Here is a 12,468-nt window from a genome sequence, read left to right on the forward strand (position 1 = left end):
GCCCCTCCCCCCTCCCTCCCCCCCCCCCCCCCGCTACGGGCGCCCGCTCACCGGGACTGGCGGCGCCTGGAGAGAATGGCCAGAGTGGAACGGGCATCACGGCGGCGGTCCGGGGTCCGGGCCAGGACCGAGGCGAGGGCCACGATCGCGAGGACGACCCCGTACAGCAGGCCGGCTCCTGCGGCCAGCACGGCAGCCGCAGTTGCATCCTGGGTCAGCATGGAAAGCACAGTCATGGGGAGATCCTTCTGTCGGAGGCCTGCGGCCCGCGGTCGATGAGCCGAGCATCTGACGGCGTCCCGGTGCGCATCCACGTCCTGGCGGGATATCCGCTGGTCAGGGGCCTTTATTCACCGACGCGGGAGCAGAAATGGTCAGAAGTACGGCGCCCGGGACGGCACGCAGGAACCTCGGGGTGATGCTGCAGGAGTTGATCAAGGCTCGCGGCATCAGTCGCCGAGGTGCTGCACGACTCGTCTCGAACGGCGCGCTACGGGAATCGACCCTCCGACTCTGGTGCCGCGGCGAGTCCGCTCCTCACGCAACGGACCTGTTCTGGAACCTGGTCGAACAATTGGAGGGCCAGGACAGCCAACGCCTCCATCCCCGCGAGGAATGGGAAGCCGCTCTCCATGCCGCGCAAGGAGAGACGACCAGGGGCCGGCGCGAATGGAGAGCCGACTCGGAGAAGCGCGGCAGGAAGCGCGAGCACGCCGCGATGAATGCCTTCGTCCGTGATCGGGATCCGCAGGCGGCCTCGTACCTGTGGTGGCACGCACAGCTTCCCGTAGGAAAGACGGCACTGCTCACCGACTACGCGAGGCAGCTACCGCAGGACGCCGACCTCCTGCTCTGTGTCCTGTCCGAGAAGCACGGGACGAACACCCGTACCGAATTCATCGATGACCTGCGCCGACAACTCCAGGTGCCCGAGCCCCGGAGGAAGCCGTCCGCCGAGGCGGAGTTCCTGCGCCTGCTCACCAAGGCCGCGGGGCGAAGCCGAAGGCAGAAGCGGCAACTCCTGCTTGTGGTGGACGGCTTGGACGAGGACCGCGCCTGGCCGACGACTGGAGCGCCTGGTGGGACCGGGGTGGCGAGCATTGCCGCACTTCTCCCGGCCGCTCCTGCGGCGAACGTGCGCATCATCGTCTCCAGCCGGCGCAGCGGGCCGCTGCCCGCCGACGTCCCCGAGGGGCATCCGCTGCGCGAGCGCGAGTGCCTTCGCCCACTCACCGCGGGCGACCGGAGCCACGATGTCGAACAGGCTGGCTTCGCGGACCTGGAGCGGCTGCGCACAACCGACCTGGGCCGGGCCGTCACCGATCTGCTCGCCGTCACGGACAGCGGGGGCGGGCTGCGAGCGGCCGACCTCGCGGAGCTGACCGGGGCCTCCGTCGAGGACGTGAACGGCCTGCTGCACAGCAGGGAGCAGCGCTGCATCGTCTCGAACGAGGAATCGGCCGAGATCCACCTGCTGAGCCACCCCGGCATGCCGCACGCCATCCGGCGGGAGTGGGACCAGGCCACCGTCGAGCGCTGCACCCGTCGGCTGCACGCCTGGGCGGCGCGCTGGCGCGAGGCCGGCTGGCCCGAGGGCTCTCCGACGTATCTGCTGACCGAGTATCCGCAGTTACTGGACACTGCGGGTGAGCGCGGACGGGTCCTGCTCGACCCACTGCGACAGCTTCGGGTCGCGGACGCACTGGGACCTCAGGTCATGCTCGACCAACTACGGCTTCTCAAATCCGAGTTCAAGGCGGTCGAGGTGTCGGATCCTGAACAGCAGGAAGCCGAGACCGCCGTCCGGCTGGCTGCGGCACTGGACCTCGTGCAGCGCCGGGTCGGACCGGTCCCGCCTCGGGCACCCGTGCTCCTCGTGCAGTTGGGGAGCGTCGCCCGCGCCTGCACCGTGGCCCGCTCGGAGCCGGAACTCGTTCTGCGGGCCGCCCGGTTGGCCGAGGTTGCCGTCGAAGCGGCACGCGCCTCGCACCCCGATGCCACCGCAATCGCGCGCGAGGCGGCCGACTGCTTGGTCCGCGCGGGCCGGTTCACTCCGCGCGCCGGTGGCTTCTTCGAGGACGCCTGTGCGGAAGTGGCCGAGGCAGCGGGCGCGTTGGACACACTCGGCAGGAGGGATGGGGCAAAAGCGCTGTTCCGGGCCGTGGTGCTCAGCGACGCGGCCGCCATGGACGCACTCGTCGAAGGAGCGGTCCTCCTCTCCGCTGACGGCCCCGAGCGCTTCGTGGAAGCCCTGGAGGAGCACGCGGAGGAGCTGAGCGAGGTCGATCCTCGGGCCCAGGCCATGGCCGTGGACATCTGGGCGACCATCGCCCGCGCCTCCAGCTCCCGCAACATCGCGAACCTGGACCGTATCGAATGCCTCTGCAAGGCCATCGACCTGTCCGACGGACTGATCGTGGTGGATACTCTCGCGCTCGCGGCCCAGGCCTTGGCGACCATGGGCCGCCGGTCGAAGGCCTGGGACGTGCTCAAGATCGCGCGGGACCGTCTGCACACCGCCCTGGTCAGGCTGGACTCCCCAGCCGACCGGGCCCACCGGGCACGCGAGTTCTCCGGCACGATGGACCGTATGGTCCGCGCCGAGACCGCGGCCGGCACCGGCCTTAAACCTCACCTGGACGCCAAGCTGCTGGTGACTGCCCTCAGCCAGGGAGTTCGCACCGGCGTTCTCGGCGACGACCAACTGGAGCGGGCGGAGGCCTTTCTCTCAGCAGTCGACGAACAGGTGGCAGCAGAGCACGCCGCCCATCTCGCGGCGAAGGAGGAGCGGCGACAGGCCCACCGGAGGGAGGTCGACGCGAGCGCGAAGGCCCTGACGAAGGAACGGAAGGCCAAACGGAACCGCGCCCAGGCTCCCCCGACCCGAAGTGCACGGCGTCGTGTCCGGACGGACGAAGAACCCTCACCGTCCACCGCCCCGGGCCGAAGCCCGGCGCTCGGGAACCACGAGCCCCTCGTCGGTCCGGTCACCCGGCTCCGGTACGCGGAGCAGCTGGTGCACGGCGGCAACCTCGAGCTCGGGCGCGAACAGTTGGAGGCCGCTGTCCGCTCCTCGCTCCCCGACGCGCCCATCGCTCTGAGCGCCGGCTCGGCCGAGGAGTTGGTCCGGGCGCTCGGTATGACCGGTGAATTCGGACAGGCCGAACAGCTGATCGGTATCTCGACGGAACCAGGCGACCGCGCCCGGCACTTGGCCGCGCTGTCCATCGGGTGCTCACTCGGCGGTCGCTCACCGGAGGCGGTTGCGTACGCCCACGAGGCCGCCCGGCTCATCCCTCGCACGCCGCACTTCGCCGTGCGAGGAGCCGTCGCGCAGGCCCTGGCCCATGCAGGGGACGCGGAAGCGGCGGTGGCGGTGGCCCGGATGGAGGAGCCGGCAGACGCCGAGGCTTCTTCTTCCGTACGGGGCAGGAGGGCTCGACGCACGCTGGTTCTCGTCGCCGCCGGCCTGGCACGGCATGATCCGGAACGTGCCGCTGAACTGATCGGACCAGCGGTCCAACTGGTACAACGGCGCATCGGCGCCGGCCGCCCGGTCGGCCAACTTCCGGCGCTGGCAGAACTGCTGCTCGCACTCCCCGATCCGACGCGACCGGATCCGGAGCTCAGCGAAGCGATCCGGCTCGCCGCGGAGTTCACGAACAGGCCTCGACAAACCTGGGACCGGGAGGAGACGACGCTCCTGGCCCTGCTGCGGCGGCTCGACTGCGCGCCCGCACCGGGACGCGCCGCGGGTGAGCTGGAGGAGTGGCTGCGCTCCCTGCGACCCGAACGGGCTCCCCATGCTGAGCTCGCCCTGCTCGGCTCCCTGGACGGCGATGCCGCCAACGCCCTGCGCACCGCGAACGCAGCATCGACACCGACGGCGCGTGCCGCTGCGCTGGCTGCTGCCGCCCACATCCTGGCGGGGGCGCCCGCAGCCCTGTCCGTCGAGGAGTCCGAGGACAGCACTGTTCAGCTCTGCCTCGCGCTCGCTCATGCGGGAGGCCGCCCCGACCGCACCGACGCCGACAGGGCTGCAGCCCGGGGCCTCCTCCGGGAACTGCTCGCCGACGGGAGTTGGACGCGGGCGATCCCGTTGCTGCCGTTGCTGGTTCCCGAGTCTCTGCACCCCCTGAGCGAACTGGTCGCCGCGCACATCAGCGGCCGCACAAGCACCTGACGGAGGCGGTCACGCCTCACCTGTCGTTGATCACCCGTGGGCGAGCCGACGGAACCCGTCAGCCGTTCAGCCAGCCGGACGCGTCGAACTGGGCCAAGCCCCTGTGGTCGGCCAGGACGTCGAAGTGGCGGTGCCGGCCCCACAGTCCCCGGTCGCCGATGACAAGCAGTCGCCTCCGGGCCCTGCTCACTGCGACGTTGAGGAGGTTGGGGCTGGCAGCCGCCCAGTCGCGGGCTCCGTTCTGGGATGCCACGGTACCCAGCAGCAGGATGACCACGTCCGCCTCCTTGCCCTGGGTGGTGTGCACCGTGCCGACCCGCTTCGCGGGAAGCCGGTTTCCGGCCGTCCGGCGCGCCTCGGCGACCACCTCACGGAACGGGCTCACCACGAACACGGACTTGCCGAGTCGCTCGCGCACCTCGGCGGCCGTCGTGGTGCTGAGGTCCACCGGCTGCCGGCCCTCTCGTAGTGCGAACTCCAACTCCTCCTGCTCGATCTGCGCGCGCAGCCGCTCCCCGAGGAGATCCAGCACCCTGCCCAGCACGAGCCCCTGCTGAGCCACCCACTTGCCGTCGGACTCGCCCCCGACAACGTCCAGCCAGACGCTGCGGTCGGCGATCGGATAGGGCGCTCGCTCACCCGTGCCGAACACCATCAACCCGTCGTAGGCGATACGGTTGCTGATCTCGAACATCGGATTGTCGCAGCGGCGGTGCACCCGGAGCGGTGACCCCACCCACACCTCCGTCTCGCCGTCGGGGAGTTGGGCCGGGAGCCAGGTGCCGCACCGGGCGAGGCGGTCGGCGACCCGCTGGACCGAGGTGCGACCGGGCACCCACTCCTGCGCCACTCCGTAGTGGGTGCGAAGCCGCTGCTGTGCCGTCCACGGCACCGTCACGACAGGTTCGAGCTGCAACGGGTCGCCGACGACGACCGCCCGGCGGGCCCGCCAGAGTGCGCCGACCGCCTGCTGTGGGGTGGCCTGCCCCGCCTCGTCGATGAACAGCCAGCCCAGGGCCTCGGAGCCAAGGCCCGCGAAGAGGCGGTCCAGCGAGGCGAAGGTCGTCGACACCACCGGCACGACCAGGAACAACAGTTGCCAGGCGGCCCGGACGGTTTCCGGCGGCAGGTCCTTCGGGGCGTCGCCGCCCACCACTTCCATCACCGCCTGAAAGCTGGTGAGCAGGCGCTTCGCCTCCGCCGCGAGGAAGGCCCTGTGCAGATCCAGCGCGGCGAGGAACACTCGGGTGCGGGCGGCGCTGAACTCCTCGTCCATCCAGGGGGCGGACATCTCCCGCCGGCCATCGGCCTGCGGGTCTCCGGGGAGTGCGGCCCAGTCCTCGGCCGGCACGTGTGCGCGCCACCGTCGCGTCGCATCGGAGACCTTGCGGGCGGCGATGTCGGCGGTGGTCCGAGCCGTGGCGGCTGCCTGCTCGGCAGCGGTGACGGCCTGTTCCGCGCGGCGCAGGCCGTCCAGTCGGCTCGCGCGCGAGCGCTGCGCCGCGGCCTCGGCGGCAGCGGCCTCCTTGCCGGCGGCTCGTGCGCCGGCGAGGAGCTCGCCGAGTCGGCCGAGCGCGGTCTCCGATGCCTCCCATGCTGTTTCGGCCTGAGCCAGAGCACTCACCAGCGGTTCCCGCCCACGCAGCCACCTCTCCTCCGCATCTGAGGAGAGCCAGGCGCGTAGCCGGCGAGGACGCTGCCGCGCGTCGTACGAGCGCAGGTCGTCGAGCCGCGACTGGCACACTCCGCGGCGCAGCTCCACGGTGGCCTGGGCCTCGGCCAACGTCGTGGACACCTGGTGCTCGGTCTGCTGCGTGGCCGCCAGCCGTTCAGTCGCGCTCTGCGCCGCGGCGTGCGCGTCGGCCAGTGCGCGCTCGGCCGGGGCCTTGTTCGCCCGGGCCGCTGCCACAGCGGCTTCGGCACCCCGTAGCTGTCGCGCCAGGAGCTCCCGGCTGTCGCGTGCGGCGGCCGCGGCCTCCCTGGTCGCGGCCAGTTCCTGGACGGCCTGGCGCGCCTGGGTGAAGCGGCGCACCGCCAGCGGCCAGGGCTCGCCCAGCGCGGCGGTGGCCGGCGCGTCCGGTGCATCTGGGGCACCTGGCACGCGGCTGCCACCGAGCGGGTTCCGATCCGGGCCAGGTCTGGCGTCGCCGTTCAACTCCTTCTGCCGGAGCAGGAGATCACGCAGACCCCGGCCGGTGGACACGGCTTGTCGGCGGCTCTGTCCGGGGCGTCGCGGGTCGGCCGTCTCCTGCATCTCCTTGCCCCACCAGAAGCGGCTGACGAACTGGGAGCGGTTCGCGCGATTGCCGAGAGGTGCCGCGACCGCTCCCCACGCGTCCGCGCCGCCCAGCAGCAGCCTGCCCTGTGCTGAGAGGTAGTCGGCCTCCTCGCACCACTCCTCGGCTACCGCGGCTGCGGACGGGATCTCGGTCGTCACGTTCTCGACCGCGCCGTTGTTGGCGGACGCGATGACGATCTCGTAGCCCGTCAGCTCCTCCCGCAGCCCGTGAAGCCTCCGGTTCCACTGGCCGGAACTCCAGGTGTGGACCTTGCCGAACGCGTCCGCCGGAGAGACCAACGCCGCCAGCCGCTCAGCACGTTGCACCACCAAGGCGGCGATCAGGTCCCGGAGCATGGTGGTCTTGCCCGTGCCGGGCGGCCCGTTGACCGCGTAGAGGCCGCTGCCCCCGGCGCCACCCAGCTCTGCCAACGCGCTGTTCACCGCGAACTGCTGGCTGAGGACCAGGGGTTGGTCACTCCTGCCGGGCCACCGGCCGAGCGGGGCGGCTGTCGGACGGACACCGTCCAGCAGGATCTGCGGCTGTTGCCGCACGTCGGTCCGGCGGCCGGAGTCCAGAGTTGCGGTGGGCCGCAGATACTCCTCCAGCGCCCGTCCCGACCTGCCCTCCGCGAGCGCCGCAGTCACCTGTTCCAGGTCCGCGGCGATGAAACTGTTGAGGAAGTCGGACTGGTCGCTCTCCGCGCTCTGCGACTCCCGGACGGTGTAGCTCTTCACCCGCACGGCGTCCGGCCGCAGCGCCTCCGCGATCCCGAGCTGCTCGGCGACCCAGCGGGTGACGGCCGCGAGGTCCCTGACATCAAGCGGTTTCAGGCCCAACGGAACGGGGAGATCGCTCGTCGGGTCCGACTCCTGGGCTTCTTCCGCCGCCTCCGCGTCGTCCCCGGAATGCAGAGCGTCGGAATCGGCACCACCCGCGGGGTGCAGGGCGCCGTCGAGGGCTCCCTCCACCCGCTGGGTCACGTGATCGCTCACCCGGCTGCTGACCCGGTCCGCGAGCGAGTCCGCCGCCGATCCGGTCAGCGTCTCGGCGACCGCCTGGGTGATCGAGCCCAGCGCGGCACCCGCCACGGTGCCCACCGTCGAGGCGATCCCGCCGACGGCCGCGCCGAGCACGACATCGACCGCCACACCCGCGATCGCACCGAGCGCCGATCCGGGTCCGGAGGGCGCGCCGCCCGCTCCTCGCCGCTGTTCCACCACCGGGAGCCGACCGTCGCCCAGCTCCAGGAGGGTGGAGACGCACAGCTCCGAGTCCTTCTCGAAGCCGTCGAGCCAGGCCGGGTCCGCCGGCCCCGGGCGCAGGGCCCGGCCCACCGCCCACGCGCACGACGAGATCGTCACGCTGTCCTTGAGCAGCAGCCCCTGGTCGTTGACCGAGAAGCAGAGCACCGCGCTCTGGCCGCCCAAACGGCCGTCGAAGTCCTCGGTGGGCCCGTCGGTGCCGAACACGCCGAGCAGCGTGTCACGCAGTGCGGTGAGTTCAAACACGCCCGCGTACACCGTGTGCTGCCAAGATCGCCCGCGGCCCGGCGAGCGCCGGCGGAGCCGGTGGTCCGGCTCCCACGGCAGCGGTCGGCCGTCCCAGACCGGATAGACGTCCTTCGACGGATCCACCCCGTCGACCTTCTGCGGGCTGAACAACTCCACAGCCCGCCAGTACCGGACGATCGCAGCCCTGCGCCCACGCTCTCCACCGGCCATCCCCACGCCCCCTCATGCCAGCCCCACCTGGTGAGCAAGCAGCGTACGGGATCACGAACTACCCAACGTGGGTCTTGGCGACTTCGGCGAATCGGGTGATAGCAGCTCGCCGGGCCCCGGTTCACCGGCAGCCGACCTGGTGCGCCTGCCGAGCACGCCGTCGCGGGACGGCGGGAGTGTCGCCGGTCAGGGGGCCTGGGTGCCGGCTGCGGGCGGGGTGGGCGCGTCGTCGGCGTCGGCGGGCTCGTCGGCCTTGGCGCGGACGTCCTTCGGGGTGGGCGCCACGATGTTCCGTTCCTCAGCGGACCGCTCCCGTACGGTGCCGTCGCCGTCCCGCGGGGCGTCGTGCTCCGCGGGGGTGGTGCCCGTGTCGTGCGTGCTCATGGCGTAGCCCTTCTCATCAGGTCGGTCGGCAGATTCGGTGCGCTCTGGAGGCGGCCTCGCGGGCCCGGTGGTTGCTTCTTGCTCGAACCGGCTGGCACGGCCTCTCCTCCTCGGGTTGCCCCGGCGTCTACCCCGAACGTCGATCGCGACGCGTTCGCACGGCCTCGGAGATCCGGTTGGCGGGCCCTGCCGTTCCTGGCGCCGCTCCGGCCACGACGCCACGACGGGATCCGGACGCGTGCAGGACCGGCGCTAAGGAGCCGTCCGGCGGGCGGCCGTGCGCCGCAGCACGATCTGGGGCAGAACAAGCCAGGTGGTGGTGAACCAGAGGAGGACGGCTGCGCTGAGGGCCCACGCGGCGACCGGGTTGCCGGTGGCGGTGCGCAGCAGGAGCAGCAGGGCGGCGGCGATGGTCAGGGCCAGGGTGACGAGGCCGGTGGCGATGAAGTGGCCGGCGACGTGGATGAGTTCGGGTTTCATGCTGTGACGGTCTCGCTCCAGAGCCGGTCGCCCGTTCCTGAGGCGTCTCGTCCCTCACCGCGGTGTCGTCTCCCTGTGCGCGGGTGCGCGATGCAGACAGGTCGGCGGGCCGATGCCGACACTTCGGGCGGCCGGGTCAGGGGCGGTCTTCGTGGTGGCCGCAGAGCCAGGCCAGCGCTTGGTAGGCGCCCAGGGCGTACGCGGCGTTCGCGCCTTCGTCCGCGCCGTCGCCCCCACCCGAGGCCGAGACCAAGGCCGAGGTGTCGCGCAGACGGACGGCGGCGGCCTGGCACTCGGCCAGGAGCTGCGCCCGGCACGGCCCGGTGGCGCCGAGCGCGGCGGCAGCGGTGAGGGGCGCCGCGACCTGGGCGCCGGCGGCCCATCGGTAGGCCCCCAGGATCCCGTGGTCGAAACCGGTCCACGGCTGCGGGCGGCCGTTGGCCGCCTCGATCGCGTCGAACACCTCGTCCAGCAGGCGCACCCCTACCGCCGGGATCGTCGTCTCGTCACTGGTCATGCCCGCAACCTACGTCGCCCGGACGCGGCCCGCCCCCGGGCACCCGGTCCGCCCCGGGGCCGGCCGGACGGACGCTGGGCAATCGGGTGAACCCCACGACGGCCGCCGCGGTGCAGCCGACCGATCCGGATCCGGCTCGGAGCGCGGTGCGCAGCGCCGGGAGCACGGTGGCCTCGGCCCAGGTGAGGAAGGCCGGCCGGCTGTCGCCGCCGACCGGGATGAGGGGGCCTCGCCGACGCTCGGCGCGCAGCGCTGTTCGGTCATCATCGTGTCTCCGATCTGCGCCCGAACGCGGCAGGCGCCCGCACCACCGCTGTTCGTGACGGCCCGTGCTCAAGGGCGGCGGCGAATCACTCAGTCGCCCGCCGCGGGCAAGGCGATGCGGCACACCTGTCCGGCTTCCAGCTCGACGACGACGGCCAGCACCGGGCGCAGCCAGCGCACCATCGACGGCACGCCCGGATGCGGCTTTCGAAGCCGCCCGGCGACGGGCGACCCGAGCTCGGCCCGCTCCTGCCCGGACAGCTCGCGCGTCACCAGCCGCCGACCGTCGACGAGCACCACCAGCAACCGCCCCGGCTCGCCGGGCTCGTCCGGTTCGCTGACGGCCCCGACCACCCAGCCCCTCACCGCAGCCCGCCCGGACACCGTTCCAGCGCGGGCGGCACGATCATCGACGGACTCCTTCCGTGCACGAGGTGTGATCACCCGAGCATGGCAGCAGGCCCCGACGGGCGCGATCCATGCCGTCGTCGGGCAGCACCGGAACCAAGTGCGGGAACAGGGGACGGGCACGGAAACCGGGCAAGGGTGCTCGCCTCGAAAGGCCCACCTCCGGATGTGGGTCCGCCGGCGATGGCCGAGGCTCGGTGCATGGCATCGATCATCGTGCTCTTCGAGCTGGAGCCCGACGGGGCCATCGGTGCGGAAGGTGTGGAAGGCACGGACGGTGCGGAAGGTACGGACAGTGCGGAAGGCACCGAACCCGCCGTGATCGCGGTGCACGCCGCCGGGGCCGATCCCGACGTGCCCGAGGACCCGCAGCCGTACACGCTGTGCGGGCTGGAGACCGGCCCGATGGAACACACGCACTACCGGCCGGTCCGGCCCGGTGAGCCCTGGTACCCGCCCACGCTCGCCGACCAGCGGTGCCAGGAGTGCGAGCGCGCCCTGCGCACGCAGTGACCGCCGCGCTGGGGAGAGGCGGGCGACCCCGCCCGGAGCCTGCAACTGCACGTCAGCGCGCCCCGGCACGTACGGCGTCACGGCCCGCGCGGGTTTCACCCCGTCGCGGTACCTGGGGTGATCGCCCGCCGGCGCCACGTCTCCACCGATCACGGGCGTCGTGCTGGGGCGGGGCACACCTTCAGGCTCTCTGCCGTCGCGTTCTCTGCCGTCGCGCACGCGGCCGGTCGGAGCCCGTCCGCCGGGGGTGGCCCGGGCTGGTCCGGATGCCACCGAGCGGGTGCGGCGGACCGGCCCAGCAGCGACGTTGAGAAGATGGACATCGTCGTCGTACTTGAGCTAGACATGCCGACCAACGTGCGGCTCCTCGGCCCCGACCACACCCCGGCGGACCCGGAGAGCCCGGTGCGCCGCGTACACGTCGCCCCCGCGGAAGCCTCGGGCACCTGCGGCCTCCGCACCCTGTGCGGCCTGGACACCGACGGAATGACCCTCGCCCCGCACCGCTACGCCCACCAACCTCCACCGCACTGGCTCACCTGCAGCACGTGCCAGGCCGCCAGGCAGGACCCCGCACCCGACGCCACCGAAACGGCTGCCCAGGAGCACCGCGAGGACGACGCCCACCCGGCGGAAACCGCCGCACACTGAGCACCGCACCCACCGCACCCACCGCGTCGAGCGCGCGGGCGGCGGCCGACGGCCGGTCGCCTCCTCAGCGCGAGCCGACGCTTCGGACCGAACGCGCAGTGGGCCCGGTCCGGGCGGCCCGGCAGTCCGGCAGTCCGGCAGTCCGCCAGTCCGCCAGTCCGGGCAGGCTGCTCATCGGCCGCTCCCCCGGCCCTCGACGCACGCGTTACATTGAGGCGCAAGGGGCGGCAGATCCCGAACGGGGTGGCTGATGCACTCGATCACCGACTGGCTGGACGGCCTGTCCGGCCCGGTCGTGTACGCGGTCGTCGCCGCCCTCGTCTTCGCCGAGGACGCCCTCTTCTTCAGCTTCCTCATCCCCGGCGAGAGCGCCGCCGTCCTCGGCGGTTTCCTCGCGCACCAGGGCAGGGTGTCCATCGGCTGGCTGGTCCTCGCCGTGGTCGGCGCGGCCGTCCTGGGGGACTCCGTCGCCTACGAGATCGGCCGCCGCATCGGCCCGGCGGTCCTCGACACGCGCATGCTGCGACGCCATGAGGAGCAGGTCGACAAGGCCCGTGACCTGATCCGCCGGCGGGGGCCGGCCGCCGTCTTCTTCGGCCGTTTCGTCGCCTTCTTCCGCCCCGTGGTGCCGACGCTGGCCGGCGTCTCCCGCATGCCGTACCGCCGTTTCCTCCTCTTCAACGCCCTCGGCGGCCTCGCCTGGGGCGTCGGGTTCACCCTCCTCGGCTACTTCGCGGGGGCCGCCTACACCAAGGTCGAGGGCACGGTCGGCGGCGTCGTCGCCGCCCTGCTCGCCGCGGCGGTCGTCATCGCCCTCATCGTCTGGCGCGTACGCCGCCGCAGGTCCGCAGCCAGTGCGCAGTCGCGCCGTACGCGGTCCCGCCGTACGCAGTCCCGCGAGGGCCAGGACGAGAAGCACTGACGGCCGGACCGCCCTGCCGACCGCACCGCGCGCGCCGGGGCCCGCGAACGGCCAAGGCGGCGCGCCCGGCGAAGGGGGCGGGGGCAACCCCCCACCCGCAGCACCTCGTGGTGTAAAGGGGGTGTCTCGGTTTGGTTCTCTGC

General features: G+C 72.5%; 10 protein-coding genes. 4 read left to right on the top strand and 6 right to left on the bottom strand.

The window, feature by feature from the left end; all coding sequences use genetic code 11:
• Positions 1–47: 47 nt before the first annotated feature.
• Positions 48–236 (bottom strand): hypothetical protein, encoded by a 189-nt coding sequence (locus ACFVX9_RS13280; protein WP_380478964.1) that lies wholly within the window; start codon positions 234–236, stop codon positions 48–50.
• Positions 237–415: 179 nt separating this feature from the next.
• Between ACFVX9_RS13280 and ACFVX9_RS13285 the strand changes: the two genes are divergently transcribed.
• Positions 416–4,183, top strand: coding sequence for a hypothetical protein (locus ACFVX9_RS13285; protein ID WP_387981652.1), 3,768 nt, complete (start codon positions 416–418; stop codon positions 4,181–4,183).
• A 58-nt stretch (positions 4,184–4,241) separates the two neighbouring features.
• On the opposite strand, the gene ACFVX9_RS13290 is transcribed toward ACFVX9_RS13285, so the two are convergent.
• From ACFVX9_RS13290 to ACFVX9_RS13310, 5 genes are all read right to left on the bottom strand, one after another.
• Positions 4,242–8,132 (bottom strand): AAA domain-containing protein, encoded by a 3,891-nt coding sequence (locus ACFVX9_RS13290; protein ID WP_387981654.1) that lies wholly within the window; start codon positions 8,130–8,132, stop codon positions 4,242–4,244.
• A 240-nt stretch (positions 8,133–8,372) separates the two neighbouring features.
• Entirely contained in the window at positions 8,373–8,570 is a 198-nt protein-coding gene (locus ACFVX9_RS13295; RefSeq protein ID WP_380478958.1) for a hypothetical protein, read from the bottom strand.
• A gap of 252 nt (positions 8,571–8,822) precedes the next feature.
• The gene (locus ACFVX9_RS13300) at positions 8,823–9,050 is read right to left on the bottom strand and encodes a DUF6328 family protein (RefSeq protein ID WP_380425651.1); all 228 of its coding nucleotides are present in this window, start codon (positions 9,048–9,050) and stop codon (positions 8,823–8,825) included.
• A 136-nt stretch (positions 9,051–9,186) separates the two neighbouring features.
• Entirely contained in the window at positions 9,187–9,567 is a 381-nt protein-coding gene (locus ACFVX9_RS13305; RefSeq protein ID WP_380478956.1) for a hypothetical protein, read from the bottom strand.
• A gap of 354 nt (positions 9,568–9,921) precedes the next feature.
• A complete protein-coding gene (locus ACFVX9_RS13310; protein ID WP_387981656.1) occupies positions 9,922–10,185 on the bottom strand; it encodes a hypothetical protein in 264 nt (87 codons plus the stop codon).
• Between the two features lie 255 nt (positions 10,186–10,440).
• Between ACFVX9_RS13310 and ACFVX9_RS13315 the strand changes: the two genes are divergently transcribed.
• The 3 genes from ACFVX9_RS13315 (at position 10,441) to ACFVX9_RS13325 (ending at position 12,325) form a co-directional block, all read left to right on the top strand.
• Positions 10,441–10,752 carry a hypothetical protein gene (locus ACFVX9_RS13315; RefSeq protein ID WP_380478952.1) on the top strand — a complete coding sequence of 104 codons (312 nt, stop codon included), beginning with the start codon at positions 10,441–10,443 and terminating at the stop codon, positions 10,750–10,752.
• A 315-nt stretch (positions 10,753–11,067) separates the two neighbouring features.
• On the top strand, positions 11,068–11,403 hold the full coding sequence (locus tag ACFVX9_RS13320; RefSeq protein WP_380373982.1) for a hypothetical protein: 336 nt from the start codon (positions 11,068–11,070) through the stop codon (positions 11,401–11,403).
• Between the two features lie 250 nt (positions 11,404–11,653).
• The gene (locus tag ACFVX9_RS13325) at positions 11,654–12,325 is read left to right on the top strand and encodes a DedA family protein (protein ID WP_380373980.1); all 672 of its coding nucleotides are present in this window, start codon (positions 11,654–11,656) and stop codon (positions 12,323–12,325) included.
• Positions 12,326–12,468: the final 143 nt, after the last annotated feature.

The organism is Kitasatospora sp. NPDC058243, assembly GCF_042882025.1.
Lineage (GTDB): Bacteria > Actinomycetota > Actinomycetes > Streptomycetales > Streptomycetaceae > Kitasatospora.

Coding starts and splice junctions, on each gene's coding strand:
- ACFVX9_RS13280 (WP_380478964.1), bottom strand. CDS start 236: ATGACTGTGCTTTCCATGCTGACCCAGGATGCAACTGCGGCTGCCGTG.
- ACFVX9_RS13295 (WP_380478958.1), bottom strand. CDS start 8,570: ATGAGCACGCACGACACGGGCACCACCCCCGCGGAGCACGACGCCCCG.
- ACFVX9_RS13300 (WP_380425651.1), bottom strand. CDS start 9,050: ATGAAACCCGAACTCATCCACGTCGCCGGCCACTTCATCGCCACCGGC.
- ACFVX9_RS13305 (WP_380478956.1), bottom strand. CDS start 9,567: ATGACCAGTGACGAGACGACGATCCCGGCGGTAGGGGTGCGCCTGCTG.
- ACFVX9_RS13315 (WP_380478952.1), top strand. CDS start 10,441: ATGGCATCGATCATCGTGCTCTTCGAGCTGGAGCCCGACGGGGCCATC.
- ACFVX9_RS13320 (WP_380373982.1), top strand. CDS start 11,068: ATGGACATCGTCGTCGTACTTGAGCTAGACATGCCGACCAACGTGCGG.
- ACFVX9_RS13325 (WP_380373980.1), top strand. CDS start 11,654: ATGCACTCGATCACCGACTGGCTGGACGGCCTGTCCGGCCCGGTCGTG.